Raw genomic sequence first — 18548 nt, forward strand, 5'->3', positions numbered from 1 at the left:
CGTCCGACCGCGGTGGCGCGTCGGTGACGATCTGCAAGGGGGAAAGGTAGTGCCGGCATCACCGCCGCGGCCGCGCAGGACCGCGGTGATCATCCTGCTCGACCGGGTCGTCGCACTGGGCGAGTCGGCCCGACGCGCCCTCACCGGTCGGGGTGACGGCTCGACGGTCTTCCGGGTCGCCGTCCTCGCGTCCCTGGCGATGCTGGTCGCCACAGCGATCCCCGTCGTCGTGGTGCTGCGGACACCGGAGCGGCTCGCTCCGGTGGCCCTCGACCCGCCGCCCGGTCCCGCCGCGCCGGCCGCACCCGAACCGGGCACCCCGGGCGCCCAGGCCCAGCCGGCCCGGTCCGCCCGGCCCACCCCGAACCCGCACCCCAGCACGACCGCACCCACCAGCGCACCACCGCCCACCAGCGGCGGGCCGGCCACCTCGTCCGCGCCGGCGACGGTGCCGCTGCGGGCCGACTTCGCCATCGCGGACAGCGCGCTGCTCAGCTACGGCGCCGCGGTCACCATCGGCAATCCCGGTGCGGCCCCCGTGCCGAACTGGAAGCTGGTCGTCACCCTGCCCCGCGAGTCGCTGGACGTCACCTCGGTGACCGGCGCGCGGGCCAGCCGCGACGGCGCCACCTGGACCTTCGTGCCCGACGGCACGGCCGGCCGGGTGCCCGGCCAGGGATCGGTCCGGGTGACGTTCCGCGTGGCGGGCGCACCGATCAGCGCCGCTCCCACCGGCTGCACGATCGACGGCGCCCCCTGCGCCGGCCTGGCCGACTGACCGAACCCACGGGCGACGGCCGGTGCTCGTCCCACCGGCCGCCTGGTCAGTCCCGACGCGCCGCGGGCACGGCACAGGCGGCGGTGCCACCGGGGAGCCGGTGGCGGTTTCGGGCCACCCAGCGGTACGCCGGCCAGGCGGCCGCGCGCACCGGTGGGAACCGCAGCCCCGCCCCGGCCACCCGCCAGATCGGCCCGCTGTGGCCCAGCAGCCGAGCGATGGCGTCGGGGCCGGCCGCTCGTACGCCGTCGGCGCCCACCCACTGCACGGCCTGCTCGCACTCGTCCTCGGTCAGCCCCAGGGCGGCCAGGTCGGCGAACTGCCACGGCACCACCCGCGCCGAGGTGGGGATGTGTCGCTCGATGAACTCGGCGCAGCGGGTGCAGAACGCGCAGTCCCCGTCGTAGACGAACGTCGACCTCTCCATGCCCCCATCCTCCACCCGGCGATCCGCAAGGGGCAGGCGAGGTGGCGCGCGTCGCTTGCGCGGCGCTCGTACGTGTGTTCGAATAGTGGCCATGCGCTGGGACAACCTCACCGCTCCCCCGGTCGAGGGAGTTCCCGAGCGGGCAGCGCCAGCGACGCCACCCCTGCCGCTGGCGCTGCCCGACGCCACCGTTCGCACCTTCGACACCCCCGGCTTCGCGGGCATGACGTTCTACGAGGTGCGAGCCAAGTCGATCATCAATCGGGTGCCGGGCGCCTCGCGCGTCCCGTTCGAGTGGACGATCAACCCCTACCGAGGCTGCAGTCATGCCTGCCTCTACTGCTTCGCGAGAAACACTCACACTTATCTCGATCTTGACGCGGGGGCGGACTTCGACCGGAAGGTAATCGTCAAGGTCAACGCGGGCGAGCTGGTGCGCCGGGAGCTGGCCGCGCCGCGCTGGCGCGGCGCGCACGTGGCGATGGGCACCAACGTCGACTGCTACCAGCGGGCCGAGGGGCGCTACCAGCTGATGCCGCAGATCATCGCGGCGCTGCGCGACTTCGCCAACCCGTTCTCGATCCTCACCAAGGGCACGTTGATCCTGCGCGACCTGCCGCTGCTGCGTCAGGCCGCCGAGGTCACCCGGGTCGGCGTCTCCTTCTCGGTGGGCTTCGTCGAGGAGCGGCTCTGGCGCGCCGTCGAGCCCGGCACCCCGAGCCCGCGCCGACGGCTCGACGCGGTCCGGGCGCTCACCGACGCGGGCTTCGCGGTCGGCGTGTTGATGGCGCCGATCCTGCCCGGCCTCAGCGACAACGACGAGTCGATCGACGCCACCGTCGCCGCGATCGCCGCCGCGGGTGCCACCAGCGTGACGCCGCTCGCCCTGCACCTGCGCCCCGGCGCCCGGGAGTGGTACGCGCGCTGGCTCGGTCGCGAGTTCCCACACCTCGTGCCGCGCTACCGCGAACTCTACGGGGCCGGCTCCTACGCACCACAGACCTACCAGCGCGAACTCACCGCCCGGGTGCGGATCGCCGCCCGCCGGCACGGCCTGCTTCGCGGCGAGCGCGGCGACAACCGAGACCTCTCGGAGCCGCCACCGCCCCCGGCCAGCGAGCAGCTGACCCTGCTGTGACCGGGCCGGCCCGATCCGCCGGCTCACGGCCGGGTGGGCCGCGCCGGAGTTACAGTCGCCGGGTGCGTACCGCTCATCAGATCCTCGCCGACGCCGCCGTGATCGCGGTCGTGGGCGCGTCCCGCGACCCGCTCAAGGCCGCGCACCGTGTGCCGTTGCAGATGCAGCGGCACGGCTGGCGGATCATCCCGGTCAACCCGACGGTCGACGAACTGTTCGGCGAGCCCGCCTACCCGTCCCTGGCCGACATCCCGCACCCGGTCGACCTGGTCGACGTGTTCCGGCCGGCCGAGGACGCGGTCGACGTGGTCCGGCAGGCGGTGGAGATCGGCGCACCGGCGGTCTGGCTGCAGCTCGGCATCGTCTCGGCCGAGGCCCGGCGGATCGCCACGGAGGCGGGCATCGACTACGTCGAGGACCGCTGCCTCATCGTGGAGCGGGCCGCCGCCGGCCTGACCCGGCTGGGCTGAGCCGGCTCAGAGCTTGTACTCCTTGAGCAGACCGCGCGAGATGATGGTCTTCTGGATCTCCGAGGTGCCCTCGCCGATCAGCAGGAACGGGGCCTCGCGCATCAGGCGCTCGATCTCGTACTCCTTGGAGTAGCCGTAGCCGCCGTGGATGCGGAACGCCTCCTGCACGACCTCGGCGCAGTACTCCGACGCGAGCAGCTTGGCCATCCCGGCCTCGACGTCGTTGCGCTGGCCGGCGTCCTTCAGCCGGGCGGCGTTGACCATGAGGGCGTGCGCGGCCTCGATCTTCGTACCCATCTCGGCGAGCTTGAACGCGATGGCCTGATGCCGCGCGAGGGGCTGGCCGAAGGTGCGGCGCTGCTGGGCGTAGGCCACCGCCAACTCGAAGGCCCGGATGGAGATGCCGCAGGCGCGGGCGGCGACGTTGACGCGGCCGACCTCAATGCCGTCCATCATCTGGTAGAAGCCACGGCCGACCTTCTCGGGCCCGCCGAGGATCGCCGACTCCGGGACGGTGACCCCGTCGAGCACCATCTCGGTGGTCTCGACGCCCTTGTAACCCATCTTGTCGATCTTGCCGGGGATGGTGAGGCCGGGTGCGGTCTCACCGAAGCCCGGCTCCTTCTCCAGCAGGAAGGTGCTCATGTTGCCGTAGACCGAGTCGGCGCCGGTGTCGGTCTTGACCAGAGTGGCCACCACCGACGAGTACGCCCCGTTGGTCAACCACATCTTCTGGCCGTTGAGCACGTAGCTGTCGCCGTCGCGGACGGCCCGGGACTTGATCGCCGAGACGTCGGACCCACACTCCGGCTCGGACATGGAGAAGGCGCCCCGCACCTCGCCGGTGGCCATCCGCGGGAGCAGCCGGCTCTTCTGCTCGGCGGAGCCGTGCTGGGAAATCAGGTAGGCCACGATGAAGTGCGTGTTGACGATGCCGGAGATCGACATCCAGCCCCGAGACAGCTGCTCGACCACGAGGGCGTAGGTCAGCAGGGACTCGCCGAGGCCGCCGTACTCCTCGTCGATCGTGAGACCGAACAGGCCCATCTCGCGCATTCCGTCGAGGATGTCGGTGGGGTACTCGTCGGCGTGCTCCAGCCGCTGCGCGTGCGGGATGATCTCCTTGTCGGCGAACTCCCGGACGGTCTCCAGGATCGACTGCTGCACGTCGGTCAGGCCGGGCGTCTGGGCGAGTCGGGCCATCTCAGCCTCCGGGGGATCGACACATTACTCGTGGGTAGCTGAACGCTCGGTCAGTATCGGCCCCCGGGCCGACGAGGCCAAGGTGACCAGTCCACACAACCGCTGTGAAAAGGTTCACCGCTGCGGGTAGCGTCCGGCAAGAGGGCTCATGACCGGCGTCGGCAGGAGGAGGAGACCGTGACCAACCCGCCGCCGTCCGGACCACCCGACCCGTCCGGCTCCGAACAATCGCCGTCGCCGTACGAGCCGCCGCGCGGCGACCAGCCGCCCTCGCCGTACGAGCCGCCGCGCGCCGAGCCGCCGTCGCCGTACGAGCCGTCGGGCGACGAGGCACCCCCGTCGCCGTACGAGCCGTCGGGCGAGCGGTCCCCCTACGCGCCACCTCCGGGCGGTTCGCCGTTCGGCCAGCCGGGCGGCTACCCGCCGGGCTCCCAGTGGGGGCAGCAGCCGCCGTACGCCCCGCAGGGGCCCTACGGACAGTACGGCCCGCCGCCGCCGGTCGGGCCCGGGAGCCCGACGAACGTGCTGGCCATCCTGTCGTTGATCTTCGCGTTCGTCTTCCCGCCCGCCGGTGCGGTGCTCGGTCACCTGGCCAAGCGGCAGCTGAAGACCAGCGGCGAGGCCGGCGACCAGCTCGCCACCTGGGGCCTCATCCTCGGCTACGTGTTCACCGGCCTGGGTCTGTTGGTCTGCTGCGGCTGGATCGCCCTGCTGGCGTTCGCGGGAACCGACGGCAGCGGCACCGGCTACTGAGGCGGCTCAGCGGTACTGCGCCTCACGGACGCTGTTGCCCCCGTCGACCACCAGCATCTGACCGGTGATGTAGGACGCGGCCGGTGAACAGAGGAAGACGATCGCGGCGGCCACCTCGTCGGGTGTGCCGGAGCGACCGACCGGGGTGCCGAGGCCCTGCTTGATCTCGGCCACCGTGGAGGCAGCCGTGTGGATGGTCCCCGGCGCGACCGCGTTCACGGTCACCCCGTCGGCGATCATCTCCATCGCGAGCGCCCGGGTCAGCCCGACCACGCCGGCCTTCGCCGCCGCGTACGCGGCCTCGGTGGGCAGGGCGTTGACCGGCCCGGCGGTGGCGGCCAGGTTGACGATGCGACCCCAGCCGCGCTCGGCCATCCCGCCGATGAAGGCCCGGCTGCACAGGAACGCGGTGGTCAGGTTGCGGTCGATCTCGCCGCGCCACTCGTCGTAGCTGAGCTGGGCCACCGGACGCAGCACCTCGGGGCTGGCCCGGCTGGCGAGACCGGCGTTGTTGACCAGCACCTCGACGTCGCCGAGCTGGTCGGCGACCGCGTCGGCCAGCGCGCCCACCTCGGACTCGTCGGTCAGGTCGGCGACGAAGCCGGTGACGCCGAGCTCGCTCGCGCGCTTGTGGATCCGCCGGGTGGTGGAGACGATGGCGACCCGCGCACCGAGATCGGCGAGCCGGCGGGCCGTCGCGTAGCCGATCCCGTCGGGGCTGCCCGCCCCGGTGACCAGCGCGACCCGGCCGTCGAGCCGCATGGTGACCGGCTCCGGCAGGGACGCGGTCTCCTGCCCGTTCGCGCCGGCCGGGGCGCCGGTCCGGCTGCGCCGGGCCAGGCCGGGGCGGCTGACGTCCCGTCTCGGTCGGCTGCCGGAGCGGTCGGCGGCTCGCGCGTCGATTGCCATGCCAGGATCCTGCCCGTTTCAACGGGTCCGGGCAACGCGGCACCCGGGAGCAGGGGCATCGGGTTTACCCGCCGCTGGCTACCCTGACGGCGCATCCCCTTCCGACGGAGAGAAGCGCATGACATATCCCCCGCCGTCCGGCGGCTGGAACGACCCGGGGTGGTCGGGCCAGCAGTCGAGCCCGCCGGTCGACCCGACGCTGCCGATCAGCGGTCAGCCGGTGCCCGCACAGCCCGGCCCGCCGGTGCCCACCCAGCCGGGTCCGGTCGACCCCTACGCGCCGGTCGACCCGTACGCGGCCGTCCAGCCGGTCGACCCGTACGCCGCCGCCCAGCAGCCGCCGGCCACCGCCCCGTACGCGCTGCCGGGCTATCCGGCGGCCCCGGGCGCGGGTTACCCGGGTTACGGCTACCCCCCGGCGCCGCCGAGGACCAACGGGATGGCCGTCGCCGCCCTGATCCTGTCCCTGATCGGGTTGACGTCTTGCATCACCGCGCCGGTGGGCGCGATCCTCGGCCACGTGGCGCAGAAGCAGATCCGGCAGACCGGTGAGGGCGGCGCGGGGATGGCCAAGGCGGCCATCATCGTCGGTTGGATCCTCACCGCGCTGCTGGTGCTGCTGATCATCTTCTACGGCGCGCTGATCGCGTACGCCATCATGGAGGGTGACGACACGGGCTACTGAGCCGGCGAAACCCCCGCCGGCGGTGTCACTCCGCCGGCGGGGTGAAGGTGGAGGTCCGCCGCATCCCGGCGGCCCGGCCCTTCCCGGCGATCACCAGGGCCATCTTGCGGGACGCCTCGTCGATCATCTCGTCGCCGAGCATGACGGCGCCCAGCTTGCCGCCGGCCTCGGAGGTGTAGTGCTCGTACGCGTCGAGGATCAGCTCGGCGTGGTCGTAGTCGGCCTGCGCCGGCGAGTAGACCTCGTTCGCCGCGTCGATCTGACCCGGGTGCAGCACCCACTTGCCGTCGAAGCCGAGCGCGGCCGAGCGCCTGGCCACCTCGCGGAACGCGTCCACGTCGCGGATCTGGAGGAACGGGCCGTCGATGGCCTGCTTGTCGTGCATCCGGGCCGCCATGAGGATCCGCATCAGGATGTAGTGGTAGGGGTCGCCCGGGTAGTCGGGGATCAGCGCGCCGACCACCAGCGACTTCATGTTGATCGAGGCCATGAAGTCGGCGGGGCCGAAGATGATGGTCTCCACCCGGGGCGAGGCGGCGGCGATCTCGTCCACGTTGACCAGACCGGCGGCGTTCTCGATCTGCGCCTCGATGCCGATCCGGCCGACCTCCAGACCGAGCGTCTTCTCCAGCTGGGTGAGGGTGAGGTCCAGCCACTGCACCTGGGCGGCGTTCTGCACCTTCGGCAGCATCACACAGTCGAGGTTGGCGCCGGCGCCCTCGACGACCTCGATGACGTCCCGGTAGGTCCACGGGGTGGTCAGGTCGTTGACCCGGACCACGCGGGTCTTCCCGGCCCAGTCACCCTCGTTGAGGGCCGCCACGATGTTCTTGCGCGCGTCCGGCTTCGCCAGCGGGGCGACCGCGTCCTCCAGGTCCAGGAAGACCTGGTCGGCGGGGAGGCCCTGGGCCTTGCCGAGCATCTTGACGCTGGAACCCGGTACCGCGAGGCAGGACCGGCGGGGGCGACCGACTGCGGTCATGGAGGCGCTCCTTCCAACGTCCGGCGCACGCGCCGACGCCAGCCGACGAAGACCTGGAACTTAACGATCCCAAAGGGGGTTACGCCACGGTAACCTCGCGCCATGACCGGGGTGAATGGAGCTGTGGAAGATCTCACTGGCCGGCGGCTCGTGGTGGTGACCGGCGCCAGTTCGGGCATCGGCCTGGCCACGGCCGTCGCCCTTGCCCGACGTGGCGACCAGGTGGTACTCGTCGGGCGTGACCCGGCCCGGTTGCAGGCCGCCGGCGATCGGGTGCGCGACGCCTCCGGTGAGCTTCCCGAGCTGTTCCGGGCCGACTTCGCCGTGCTGGACGACGTGCGTCGGCTGGCCGAGAAGCTGCGGGCCGCGTACGACCGCGTCGACGTGCTCATCAACAACGCCGGCGCGATCGTGCTGCGGCCGGCCACCACGGTGGACGGGTTCGAACTCACCATCCAGGCCAACCATCTCGCCCCGTTCCTGCTCAGCAACCTGTTGCGGGACCGGATCGGCCGCCTGCTGGTGACCGCGTCCGGCGCGCACCGCAGTGGCGCCTTGGACCCGGACGACCTGAACGCGGCGCTGCGCCGGTACCGGCCGTTGTCCGCGTACGGGACGAGCAAGCAGGCGAACATCCTGTTCGCCGCCGAGGCGGCCCGGCGCTGGCCGGCGGTGCCCGCGCACTCCTTTCACCCCGGAATCGTCCGGACCCAGTTCGGCAACGACAGCCGGCTCGTCGCCCTCGGCATGCGGGTCATGCCGTTCCGCAGCCCCGAGGGGGGAGCCGAGACGCTGATCTGGCTCGCCAACAGCGACCCCGCGCGGCTGGTCGACGGCGGCTACTACTACAACCGTCGGCCGCGGCGGCCGCTGCGCAAGGCGAGCGACCCCGGGCTCGCCGCCCGGCTCTGGTCGGCCAGCGCCAAGGCCGTCGGCCTGACGGAGTGAGACCGATGCCGATGCGCCGAGGCGACCCGCCGCTGCGATACTGCGCCGCATGACGACGACGGGGACCGACCCGGGCGCGCCGACCCTGCGGGTGGGTGGCGAGGACGCGGAGCTTTCCGCCCGGATCGACGGGGAGCTGACCGCCTTCAACAACGCCGCCACCGGCGCGGACGACGAGGCCGAGCTGTCGGTACGGGTCACCGGCGCCGACGGAGAGCTGGTCGCCGGCCTGACCGGCTGGACGTGGGGCGGGCGCGCCGGCATCAACACCGTGTGGGTACGCGCGGACCACCGGGGCGAGGGCTGGGGCGGCCGGCTCCTGGCGGCTGCCGAGGCGGCGGCCCGGGACCGGGGCTGCACGGAGATCTCGGTGTCGTCGTTCTCGTTCCAGGCGCCGGACTTCTACCGGCGGTACGGCTACACCGACACCGGGATCCGGGACGGCATCCCCGGCGGCCACGTCGACCACCACTTGTGGAAGTCGCTGGTGACGGACCCGGCGGACGTCGTACGGCTGGTCGCGCTGGTCGAGATGCCCGACGCCGACGCCGGACAGCGGTACGAGGACGCGGTGCTAGCCCTGCTCGACCGGCACGGCGGACGGCTGGAACGGCGACTGCGCACCGACGACGGCCGCACCGAGGTGCACGTGATCCGGTTCGCGACCCCGACCGGTCAGGAGAGCTTCCTGGCGGACCCGCAACGGCTCGCGCTGCGGGCCGCGCTCGGCGACGCCGCACCTACGGCCCGGGTGCTCACCGTCCACGACGTCTGACCGGCCGGTGCCGTCGCCCGGTCAGTCGTCCAGGTGGACCGGCAGGTTCGTCACCACGACGCCGGGCAGCGGTCGCAGCGCCCGCCGCAGCCGCTGCTCGGTCCGACTGTGCAGCGGCCGGTACCGCCGGCCGCGTACCACCACCTCCGGCACCACCACGGTGAGCAGCACGTCGGGCCGGGAGGTGTGCAGCGCCTCCAGGTAGTGGGCCAACGGCCCGATCACCGCCCGGTACGGCGACACGATCGCCTCCAGCCGCACGTGGTCCCCCCACGCGGTCCACTGCTCACGGAACCGGTCCGCCTCGGCGTCCTCCGGCGCGATGTGCACGGCGAGGGTCGGCTGGCCCAGCGACACCGCGTACGCGAGGGCCCGCAGCTCGGCCCGGTTCAGCCGGGCGACCGGCACCACCACCAGGTGCCGGACCTGCTGGGGCAGCTCCTGGGCCTCGGCCGGCGCACCAGGCTCGACGGCGCCGGGCAACGGGGCGAGCGCCATGGGCGGTCGGCCGCCGTTCGGCGACGGATGCAGCGACAGCGACTCGTCCACCAGCCGGTAGTGCCGGTGGATGCCCAGCGCCAGCAGCACCAGCAGCGGTACGGCGACCACCACCACCCAGGCACCCTCGTGGAACTTGGTGAGGGCGGCGGTCACGAGTACCAGGCCGGAGAGGGTCGCGCCGAGGGCGTTGACGGCGGCGCGGCGGCGCCACCCCGGGCCGCGCCGCCGACGCCAGTGCACCACCATGCCGGCCTGGGAGAGGGTGAACGCGAGGAACACCCCGACCGCGTAGAGCGGGATCAGCGACTGGGTGTGGCCCCCGAACGTCACGAACACCAGCCCCGCCGCGAGCGCCAGCGCGATCAGCCCGTCGCTGAAGGCCAGCCGGTCCCCCATGTGCAGGAACCGCCGTGGCGCGTGGCCGGCCCGGGCCATGAAGAACAGCAGCCGGGGGAAGCCGGCGAAGGCGGTGTTGGCCGCCAGCAGCAGGATCAGCGCGGTCGCCGCCTGCACCAGGCCGTACCACGGGCCGGTGGGGAAGGTGACCCGGGCGAGCTGGGACAGCAACGTCGCCTCCCCCTCGGGCACCAGGCCGTTGAGGTGGATCAGCAGGGTGAGCCCGACGAAGAGCACCACCAGCATGCTGATCATCCAGCCGAGGGTGGTGCGGGCGTTGCGCCACTCCGGTCGCCGGAAGGCGGGCACCGCGTTCGACACGGCCTCGATGCCGGTCATCGACACCGCGCCCGAGGCGAAGGCGCGCAGCACCAGCACCAGGCCCAGACCCTCGGCGACCGCAACGGGCGGTGGATCGACCGGAGCGAAACCCCGGGCGCCGGCCCGCACGTAGCCGACGAGGAGCAGGGCGAGCAGCGCGAACACGAAGGCGTACGTGGGCCAGACGAACAGGTTGCCCGCCGCCCGTACGCCCCGCAGGTTGCCGGCGAGCAGCAGGGCGATCGTCAGCACGCCGAACGGCACGGCGTACCCGGACAGGCCCGGCATCGCGGAGGTGACCGCGTGGACCCCGGCGGACACCGACACCGCCACGGTCAGCACGTAGTCCACCATCAGGCCGGCCGCCGCGGCGAGCCCGGGCCGGACGCCGAGGTTGTCGGTCGCCACGACGTACGAGCCGGCGCCGTGCGGGTAGGCGACCACCGTCTGCCGGTACGAGACGCCGACGACCACCATGAGCACCGCCAGGACGGCGGCGAGGGGCAGCGACAGCCCCAGCGCGCCGCTGCCGGCGAGCACCAGCACGGCCAGCATCGCCTCCGGCCCGTACGCGACGGAGCTGAGCAGGTCGGAGGAGAGCACCGGCAGGGCGACCAGCTTGCGCATCCGCTCGGAGACGACGGCGCTGCTGCGCAGCGGCGGCCCGAGGACCACCCGCCGCACCCGGATCAGCCCGCGCCCCAGCCGGCTGCGGGGCGCGGTGGCCGATTCGGCGGCGACCAGTTCGCCGGGATCACCGACCTGGAACATGGCGATCGGGGCGAGCCGGCCGAACCGGCCGGGGACGGTGCGGCCCGGGTACCGCCCGAGCGTGGGGTCGACCGGCAGTTCGCCGTCGGGCCGGGGCGACGGGGCCTCGTACCACTGCTCGCCGATTCGGCGCAGCGCCGCCAGGTCCCGCTCGGCCAGCGGCGGGAACTCGGCCGAGGGGGTGACGACGGTCCCCGCCTCGCCCTCCCCGTCCGCCTCGTCGTCGCGCCGCACCATCTCCGACCTTCCTCGCGCTGCCTCCTCCGCACTGTCACCGAAAGCGCCCCGGCGGGTGGCGGAATGGCGACTCTTGCGCGAGAAAGTCAGTCCGGGGCCGCGGCGGCGTCGGCGGGGACCGGCTCGGTGCGACGACCGGCGCGGGCGCCACCGAGCACCACCACGGCCACGCCGACGAGCAGCAGGGCGAGCCCCGGCAGGGCGAGCGTGCGGGGCAGCTGGCCGAGCCACACCCAGCCGATCAGGGCGGCGCCCGGCGCCTCCAGCAGGATCAGCACGCTGACCGTGGTGGCCGAGACCCGGCGCAGCGCGTAGTTGAACATCGAGTGCCCCAGCAGTTGGGCACCCACCACCAGGGCCAGGATGGCCAGCCACGTCCGGTCGTCGAAGCCCGCCAGCGGCACCCCGCCCACCAGGCAGACGACCAGCAGGATCAGCGAGCAGACCCCGTAGCAGACCGTGGTGTACGTGGTGGTGCTGATGCTGACCCGAGCCCGCTCCCCGAACGCGGTGTAGACCGCGGCGAACAACCCACCGGTCACGGCGAGCAGGTCACCGGCGAACGCCCGACCGGAGACCGCGAAGTCTGCTCCGGTGGCGACCACCGCCCCGGCGACCGCCACGCCGATGCCCAGCCACACCACCGGCGGGAGGCGGCGTCCCTGACCCCGGGCGATCAGCCCCTGCCAGACCGGCTGGGTGGCACCGAGCGCGGTCGCGGCGGCCACCGAGGTGAGCTGGGCGCTCGGCATCCAGGTGGCGAAGTGGGCGGCGAGCGCGACGCCGGCGAGCACGCAGTACCAGCCCTCGCGTCGCCCGGCGCCCACGGTCAACGCCCGGAACTCGGACCGCCGCCGGGCCGCCGAGAAGGGGCCGAGCACGCCGACCGCGAGCAGGTTGCGCCAGAACGCGACGGCGAGGGCGGGTGCGGCCGCGTACGCGACGAGCGGCGCGGACGACGAGACGGCGACGACGGCGAGCGCCAGCGCGCCGGTGGTGACCGGGTCGAGTGGCGGGCGTTGCTGAGCAGCGGACACGGAGAGCAATCCTCACATGGAACCGGGCCACCACTGACCGTCAGCGCTCGGTTACGATCACGCGGTCCGCGCCGGCGACACCCCCACGCCCGGAGGCGCTCCCCCATGCCCAGCTACCAGGCCGTGCTCTTCGACTTCTTCGGCACGCTGACCCGCTCCGTCCAGCGCGGGGCGGCCCACTCCGGCGTCGCCGAGTTGCTGGGCTGCCCCCACGAGACGCTCACCGACGTGCTCGACCGCACGTTCTACGAACGCGCCACCGGCCGACTCGGCGACGACGAGGCGACGATGCGCTGGCTGTGCGCGCAGGCCGGCGTACACCCGTCGGACGCCGTGGTGCGCGCGGCCGTGGCGTCCCGCCACCGGGCCGTACGCGCGGACACCCGGCTGCGCCGCGACGCCGTGTCGACGTTGGCGGCGCTGCGTCGACGCGGTCTGCGGACGGGTCTGATCAGCGACTGCACACACGAGCTTCCGGCCTTCCTGCCGCGACTGCCGATCGCGTCGCTACTCGACGTCCGGGTCCTCTCGGTGGAGGTGGGTCGCTGCAAACCGGATCCGGAGCTCTACCTGGCGGCGTGCCGCCGGCTCGGGCTGGCCCCGGAGGACTGCCTCTACGTCGGCGACGGCGGCAGCCAGGAGCTGACCGGGGCGGAGCGGGCCGGGTTGAGTGCCGCCCGACTGGCCGCACCCGACCTGACCGAGCACATGGTCTTCAACGCCGACCTGGACTGGGTCGGCCCGGTGCTCGGCTCGCTGCGCGAGGTGCTCGACCTGGTCGACAACGGGCCGGTCGTCGACGCGCTGCCGGTCAGCGCCGGCGCACCCGGTGCAGACGGAACGGTTTTCGTGCCGCCCGCACCGCCGGTGTCTCCCGGGGCGGCTCGGCTCGCGAGTCGGACGGCAGGGCGTCGCCGGCGAGCGGCTCGCCAGCCGGGGTGAGCCGGTTCAGGGCGCAGCCCTCGTCGGCCCACCGCCGCACCAGGTCGGCGCTCGGCCCGGGCGCGTTCAGCCGCTTCGCCGCGACCAGCGGCGCCAGCGTCTCCCACTCCTCGGTGCCCGGGCGCACCCGGCTGACCTGCGCCGGCCAGGTCACGATCGCCGCGCCGTGGTCCCCGCGCATGGTGACCTCGGCCCGGGTCGCGTCGGCCAGGCCCGGGGCGGCCTGCTCCCCCGGACCGCTGACCACGAGCACCGTCCCGTCCAGGGTCGCGCACCACAGCGCCACCGCGGGGCCGCCGGCCGCGCTGACCCAGGCCACCGCGGCCTTCTTCATCACCTCGTCGACCAGGGGCGTGCTGGTCCGCCCGTCCTCGTCCGTCACGACGGCATCCTCCCCCACCGGACCGGGTCCCGTCTGCGGGGCGGCACGAGCGGCACCGGTCAGCCGAGGAACGGCGGGACCATGATCTCGCCCCGGGCCACCGGAACGACCTGCCCGGACACGGTGGCGCCCACCGCCGCGCCGCTCGCCGCCGTCACCACGCAGGCCAACGAGGACGGTCGGTTGATCTCGATGCCCTGCCGCACGGTGTACGTCGACCGGCCGTCGCCCGGCAGCAGGCCGCTCGCCACCAGCCAGACGCCGAGACCCAGCGCCGCGGATCCGGTCGCGGGATCCTCCGGTATGCCGAGCCCCGGCACGAACACCCGGGCGTGCGCGGTTTGCGTCTCCGCGTTCCAGGAGAAGACGCTGACGTGCTCCACCCCGTACCGCTGTGCCGCCGCCGCGTTCGGCCGTGCCCTCGCCACCGCGTCGGCACGGACCGGAAGGTACGGGAACTCCAGCCCGCACCCGGCCACCCGTGGCGCCGGACCGACGCGATCGGCCGAGGTGAGACCCGCGATCTCCAGCAGCGGCTCCGGGTCCAGCTCGGGGCCGAGGGTCGGGCCGCTGCCGGTCAGCGTGGCCCCGTTCGGGGTGACCTCGACGGGCAGCACGCCCGCACCGCACTCCTGCAGGACCCGCCCCGCCTCGAACAGGCCCCGGCGGCTCGCGGTGACCGCGGCCCCGACGCTCGGATGGCCGGCGAACGGCAGCTCCGTCACCGGGGTGAAGATCCGGGCCCGGTAGGTGGCGCCGACCTGGGTGGGCGGCAGCACGAACACCGTCTCGGAGAGGTTGAACTCCAGCGCGAGCGCCTGCATCTGATCGGTGGCCAGTGCTTCCGCCCCGAACACCACCGCCAGCGGGTTGCCGGCGAACGGGCGATCGGTGAAGACGTCCACGATCTCGTAGGCCAAGGTCGACATGCTGATAAACACTAGGCGCTTAGGCTGGTGGCCGTGAGTACCCCGACCCGGGTCTACATCGCCCGTCTCGCCGGAGTCGCTGTCTTCGACCCGAACGGCGACCAGGTGGGCCGGGTTCGTGACGCCGTGGCGCGGCAGCGTCCGACGCAACGCCCGCCCGAGGTGGTCGGTCTGGTCGCGGAGATGCCGCCGCGCCGGCGCATCTTCCTCTCGATCAACCGGATCACCTCGATCGACGCCGACGCGGTCGTGCTCGGCACCGGCACGCTCAACCTGCGCCGCTTCGAAAAGCGCCCCAACGAGCTGCTGGTGCTCCAGGAATTGCTCGACCGGCGGGTGCAGGTCGACGCGACCGGCCGGGCCGGCACGGTGGTGGACGTGGCGATGGAGTGCAGCCGGGGCGGGGAGTGGTCGCTGACACGGGTCGCGGTCCGCGAGCAGACCGGGCGGCTCGCCCGCCGTGGCCACCTGCACGAGGTCGACTGGGATCGGGTACGCGGGCTGAGCGGCATCGCCGACGACCGGGGTACCGCCAACCTCCTCGCGGTGCTGGAGGACATGCGCCCTGCCGACCTGGCCAACGCGTTGCAGGACCTGCCGGACGCCCGGCGCAACGAGCTCGCCGCGGCACTCGACGACGAGCGGCTGGCGGACGTGCTCAGCGAGCTGCCCGAGCACGACCAGGTGGAGATCCTCGCTGCGCTGGACCGGGAACGGGCCGCCGACATCCTGGAGGAGATGGACCCGGACGACGCGGCCGACCTGCTCAGCGAACTGCCCCCGCCGGAGCAGGACGTGCTGCTCGACCTGATGCAGCCGGACGAGGCCGACCCGGTGCGGCAGCTGCTCAAGTACACGCCGGGGACGGCCGGCAGCGTCATGACCTCCGAACCGGTGATCCTGCCGCCGGACGCCACCGTCGCCGAGGCGCTGGCCCGCATCCGCGAGCCGCAGCTCTCGCCCGCCGTGGCCGCGCAGGTGTTCGTCGCCCGTGCGCCGATGACCACACCGACCGGCCGCTACCTGGGGATGGTCCACTTCCAACGGCTGCTGCGGGAACCTCCGGCCGACATGCTCGGCGGTGTCGTGGTCAACGACATCGACCCGCTCCGGCCGACCACGCCGCTGCCCGAGATCACCCGCCGGATGGCCACGTACGACCTGGTCGCCATGCCGGTGATCGACCGGAACAACCGACTGGTCGGCGCGGTGACCGTCGACGACGTGCTGGACCACTCGCTGCCCCGGGACTGGCGGGACCGGGACGCGGTCGCCGCCCCGGAGGTCGTCGAGGAGACGTCGGACGGCGCCGATGGCTGAGCAGCGGCGGGCGCAGCGGCTGGACCAGCCGCGTGACGCCCGAAGCGTCAAGCTGCCCCGCTTCGACCCGGAGGCCTTCGGCCGCTGGTCGGAGGGGATCGCGCGGAGCATGGGGACCGCGAACTTCATCGTCTACATGACGCTGGTGATCGGGATCTGGTTCGGCTGGAACACGCTCGCGCCACCGTCGCTGCGCTTCGACCCGTACACCTTCACGTTCCTCACGCTGGTGCTGTCGTTGCAGGCCAGCTACGCCGCGCCGCTGATCCTGCTGGCGCAGAACCGCCAGGCCGACCGGGACCGGGTGGCGCTGGAGGAGGACCGGCGGCGGGCGACCGCGCAGAAGGCGGACACCGAGTACCTGGCGCGGGAGATCGCCGCGCTGCGGATCGCCATGGGCGAGGTGGCCACCCGGGACTTCCTCCGCACCGAGCTGGCCCGGCTGGCCGAGGAGTTGGACGAGGCGGGCCAGCGGCGGCAACGACTCGAACGGCGTCAGCAGGACAAGCAGGACCGCGGCGCGACACGGTCGGGCGGCGAGGGCCTGGACGAGCCCCGCGACGAGATGGACAGCGACGTCGGCCGGGGGGCCGGAACGCTTTGAACGCCGCGCGCCTCAAGGGGCCAGGCGAGCGGCGTTCGTCTCGATCGTCCCACTTCGTCGGGTGGTCGTCCAGCCCTCGGTGAAGCGGCCACCCGCGGCCATCGATTCGCTCACACCGCCCCCGGCTGCCGAGGAGGCGGATCAGCGCCGACGTAGCATTGCCGTCATGTCAGCACCCGTCAGCACCGTCGAGGACGCGATCCAGGCCGCCCTGGCCACCGTCAACGACCCGGAGATCCGTCGGCCCATCACCGAGCTGGGCATGGTCCAGTCCGCCGTGGTCGGCGCGGACGGCGTGGTACGCGTCGAGCTGCTGCTCACCGTTGCCGGCTGCCCGCTGAAGGACAAGCTGCGGGCGGACATCACCGCAGCCGTCGGCGCGGTTCCCGGCGTCACCGGGGTGGAGATCGAGTTCGGGGTGATGAGTCCCGAGCAGCGCCAGTCGCTGCAGGCGACGCTGCGCGGCGGCACCGCGTCCGCCGAGCCGGTCATCCCGTTCGCCCAGCCCGGCTCCCGCACCCGCGTGTACGCGGTGGCCAGCGGCAAGGGCGGCGTCGGCAAGTCCAGCGTGACGGTCAACCTGGCCGCCGCCCTGGCCGCCCGGGGGCTCTCCGTCGGCGTGGTCGACGCCGACATCTACGGCCACTCGGTGCCCCGGATGCTCGGCGCGGACGGTCGACCGACCCGGGTCGAAGACATGATCATGCCGCCGCAGTCGCACGGCGTGAAGGTCATCTCGATCGGCATGTTCACCGCCGGCAACGCCGCGGTGGTGTGGCGCGGTCCGATGCTGCACCGGGCGCTGCAGCAGTTCCTCGCCGACGTCTACTGGGGCGACCTGGACGTGCTCCTGCTCGACCTGCCCCCGGGCACCGGCGACGTGGCCATCTCGCTGGCGCAGCTGCTGCCCAACTCGGAGATCCTGGTGGTGACCACCCCGCAGGCCGCCGCCGCCGAGGTGGCCGAGCGGGCCGGCGCCATCGCGCTGCAGACCCACCAGCGCGTGGTCGGTGTGATCGAGAACATGTCCTGGCTCGAACTGCCCGACGGCTCCCGCATGGAGGTCTTCGGTGCTGGCGGTGGCCAGACGGTGGCCGAGTCGCTGAGCCGGACCATCGGCGCCCAGGTGCCGCTGCTCGGCCAGATCCCGCTGGACACCCGGGTACGCGAGGCCGGCGACGCCGGCGACCCCATCGTGCTGGCCGAGCCGGAGTCGCCGGCCGCGCAGGCGCTGGGTGGGATCGCGGACCGCCTCGCCGTCCGGCGGGAGTCGCTGCTCGGCAAGCCCCTCGGTCTCAAGCCCGCCGGCCGCTGACCCACGCCACCCCGGCCGCGCCGCCTCTCGGCGCGCGACTCCGCTCGACGCGGCGCGCGAGGCCCGCCAGCGGCGGCACATGCCTCCGCGCGGTCCTTTCGAGCTGATGGCGTAAACGGTTCAGCAGGAAGGGCCGTCTGCCCGGGCGACAACACGATGACGGAAGTGACTCAGCTCTAAAGGATCCGACTCCAACAGGGCCGCCTCGCCGGACCAACCGAAAGCCGCGGTGTCAGGCCCACCAGGACAAGCGCGCGCCGCGCGGGCGCTCGATCAGGTGGCGTCGTCGTAGCTGGTGCGGGGGGCGGGCGCGGGAGCGCCTCCGGTGGCGGTCGTCGAGCGGCCTCCCGACCGCAGGTCGGCCGCCGCGGCCACATCCTTCAGGTCGTTGTGCACGGCGGTGACGTCCGCGCGGAGGTTGTCGTAGACGCCCTGCAAGGGCTTCCGGATCGCCTGCTCGTCCTCCTCGCTGAGCAGGTGCTTGCGGATGAACGCCTTGGGGTGCAGGTCCTCCAGCTGGATGTCGGTGCCGAGCTCACGGCTCAGGTCGCCGGTGGCGTTGCGGGCCATGTTGCGCAGGTTGCGCACCAGGCGCAGTCCGTCGTTGATGACCGCGGGCAGCCGGTCACCGAAGATCAGCAGCGCCAGGAGCAGCAGCGCACCGATCTCCCACCAGTTCAGGTTCTCGAACATCCGGCGGGCCTCCTCTCGACATCCGTGGCAAG

19 protein-coding genes and 1 pseudogene are annotated in these 18548 nt (G+C 73.2%); 11 read left to right on the forward strand and 9 right to left on the reverse strand.

The window, feature by feature from the left end; genetic code table 11:
* Window positions 1–85 precede the first annotated feature (85 nt).
* Window positions 86–778: a cellulose binding domain-containing protein gene (locus GA0070620_RS18440; protein WP_091592590.1), complete on the forward strand. Its 693-nt coding sequence runs from the start codon at window positions 86–88 to the stop codon at window positions 776–778.
* A gap of 46 nt (window positions 779–824) precedes the next feature.
* Here GA0070620_RS18440 and GA0070620_RS18445 read toward each other — a convergent pair whose 3' ends face one another.
* A complete protein-coding gene (locus GA0070620_RS18445) occupies window positions 825–1205 on the reverse strand; it encodes a thiol-disulfide oxidoreductase DCC family protein (RefSeq protein WP_091592593.1) in 381 nt (126 codons plus the stop codon).
* Window positions 1206–1296: 91 nt separating this feature from the next.
* Between GA0070620_RS18445 and GA0070620_RS18450 the strand changes: the two genes are divergently transcribed.
* Window positions 1297–2343 carry an Rv2578c family radical SAM protein gene (locus GA0070620_RS18450; protein ID WP_091592595.1) on the forward strand — a complete coding sequence of 349 codons (1047 nt, stop codon included), beginning with the start codon at window positions 1297–1299 and terminating at the stop codon, window positions 2341–2343.
* 62 nt (window positions 2344–2405) lie between these two features.
* A complete protein-coding gene (locus GA0070620_RS18455; RefSeq protein WP_091592597.1) occupies window positions 2406–2813 on the forward strand; it encodes a CoA-binding protein in 408 nt (135 codons plus the stop codon).
* Window positions 2814–2819: 6 nt separating this feature from the next.
* Here GA0070620_RS18455 and GA0070620_RS18460 read toward each other — a convergent pair whose 3' ends face one another.
* A complete protein-coding gene (locus GA0070620_RS18460; protein ID WP_091592599.1) occupies window positions 2820–4016 on the reverse strand; it encodes an acyl-CoA dehydrogenase family protein in 1197 nt (398 codons plus the stop codon).
* Window positions 4017–4193: 177 nt separating this feature from the next.
* Between GA0070620_RS18460 and GA0070620_RS18465 the strand changes: the two genes are divergently transcribed.
* A complete protein-coding gene (locus GA0070620_RS18465) occupies window positions 4194–4769 on the forward strand; it encodes a DUF4190 domain-containing protein (RefSeq protein WP_091592601.1) in 576 nt (191 codons plus the stop codon).
* Between the two features lie 6 nt (window positions 4770–4775).
* Here the strand turns inward: GA0070620_RS18465 and GA0070620_RS18470 are convergent, their stop codons facing one another.
* Entirely contained in the window at window positions 4776–5609 is an 834-nt protein-coding gene (locus GA0070620_RS18470; protein WP_172836598.1) for an SDR family NAD(P)-dependent oxidoreductase, read from the reverse strand.
* Between the two features lie 187 nt (window positions 5610–5796).
* On the opposite strand from GA0070620_RS18470, the gene GA0070620_RS18475 reads away from it, so the two are divergent.
* A complete protein-coding gene (locus tag GA0070620_RS18475; RefSeq protein WP_091592605.1) occupies window positions 5797–6363 on the forward strand; it encodes a DUF4190 domain-containing protein in 567 nt (188 codons plus the stop codon).
* Between the two features lie 25 nt (window positions 6364–6388).
* Here the strand turns inward: GA0070620_RS18475 and GA0070620_RS18480 are convergent, their stop codons facing one another.
* Window positions 6389–7345, reverse strand: coding sequence for an HpcH/HpaI aldolase/citrate lyase family protein (locus tag GA0070620_RS18480; RefSeq protein ID WP_091592607.1), 957 nt, complete (start codon window positions 7343–7345; stop codon window positions 6389–6391).
* Between the two features lie 123 nt (window positions 7346–7468).
* On the opposite strand from GA0070620_RS18480, the gene GA0070620_RS18485 reads away from it, so the two are divergent.
* Window positions 7469–8293 (forward strand): SDR family NAD(P)-dependent oxidoreductase, encoded by an 825-nt coding sequence (locus GA0070620_RS18485; RefSeq protein ID WP_091592609.1) that lies wholly within the window; start codon window positions 7469–7471, stop codon window positions 8291–8293.
* 49 nt (window positions 8294–8342) lie between these two features.
* Window positions 8343–9068 carry a GNAT family N-acetyltransferase gene (locus GA0070620_RS18490; RefSeq protein ID WP_091592611.1) on the forward strand — a complete coding sequence of 242 codons (726 nt, stop codon included), beginning with the start codon at window positions 8343–8345 and terminating at the stop codon, window positions 9066–9068.
* Window positions 9069–9089: 21 nt separating this feature from the next.
* Here the strand turns inward: GA0070620_RS18490 and GA0070620_RS18495 are convergent, their stop codons facing one another.
* Both GA0070620_RS18495 and GA0070620_RS18500 read right to left on the reverse strand, forming a co-directional pair.
* Window positions 9090–11294 (reverse strand): APC family permease, encoded by a 2205-nt coding sequence (locus GA0070620_RS18495; protein WP_091592613.1) that lies wholly within the window; start codon window positions 11292–11294, stop codon window positions 9090–9092.
* An 86-nt stretch (window positions 11295–11380) separates the two neighbouring features.
* Window positions 11381–12331 carry a DMT family transporter gene (locus GA0070620_RS18500; protein WP_377520794.1) on the reverse strand — a complete coding sequence of 317 codons (951 nt, stop codon included), beginning with the start codon at window positions 12329–12331 and terminating at the stop codon, window positions 11381–11383.
* Window positions 12332–12436: 105 nt separating this feature from the next.
* Between GA0070620_RS18500 and GA0070620_RS33660 the strand changes: the two are divergent.
* Window positions 12437–12946, forward strand: a pseudogene (locus GA0070620_RS33660) (HAD family hydrolase); the annotation flags it as partial.
* A 196-nt stretch (window positions 12947–13142) separates the two neighbouring features.
* On the opposite strand, the gene GA0070620_RS33665 reads toward GA0070620_RS33660, so the two are convergent.
* Both GA0070620_RS33665 and GA0070620_RS18515 read right to left on the reverse strand, forming a co-directional pair.
* Window positions 13143–13655 carry a hypothetical protein gene (locus tag GA0070620_RS33665; protein WP_231921839.1) on the reverse strand — a complete coding sequence of 171 codons (513 nt, stop codon included), beginning with the start codon at window positions 13653–13655 and terminating at the stop codon, window positions 13143–13145.
* Between the two features lie 59 nt (window positions 13656–13714).
* Window positions 13715–14584 carry a PhzF family phenazine biosynthesis protein gene (locus tag GA0070620_RS18515; RefSeq protein ID WP_091592621.1) on the reverse strand — a complete coding sequence of 290 codons (870 nt, stop codon included), beginning with the start codon at window positions 14582–14584 and terminating at the stop codon, window positions 13715–13717.
* A gap of 33 nt (window positions 14585–14617) precedes the next feature.
* Between GA0070620_RS18515 and GA0070620_RS18520 the strand changes: the two genes are divergently transcribed.
* From GA0070620_RS18520 to GA0070620_RS18530, 3 genes are all read left to right on the forward strand, one after another.
* Window positions 14618–15904, forward strand: a complete 1287-nt coding sequence (locus tag GA0070620_RS18520) for a magnesium transporter MgtE N-terminal domain-containing protein (protein WP_091598965.1) — start codon at window positions 14618–14620, stop codon at window positions 15902–15904.
* Entirely contained in the window at window positions 15897–16508 is a 612-nt protein-coding gene (locus tag GA0070620_RS18525; RefSeq protein ID WP_091592623.1) for a DUF1003 domain-containing protein, read from the forward strand. Before GA0070620_RS18520 ends, GA0070620_RS18525 begins: the two co-directional genes overlap by 8 nt.
* Before the next feature lie 166 nt (window positions 16509–16674).
* A complete protein-coding gene (locus tag GA0070620_RS18530; protein WP_091592625.1) occupies window positions 16675–17823 on the forward strand; it encodes an Mrp/NBP35 family ATP-binding protein in 1149 nt (382 codons plus the stop codon).
* A gap of 273 nt (window positions 17824–18096) precedes the next feature.
* Here GA0070620_RS18530 and GA0070620_RS18535 read toward each other — a convergent pair whose 3' ends face one another.
* Entirely contained in the window at window positions 18097–18516 is a 420-nt protein-coding gene (locus GA0070620_RS18535; RefSeq protein WP_091592627.1) for a Sec-independent protein translocase family protein, read from the reverse strand.
* Window positions 18517–18548: the final 32 nt, after the last annotated feature.

Origin of the sequence: Micromonospora krabiensis, from assembly GCF_900091425.1 — a bacterium.
Classification (GTDB): Bacteria; Actinomycetota; Actinomycetes; order Mycobacteriales; family Micromonosporaceae; genus Micromonospora; species Micromonospora krabiensis.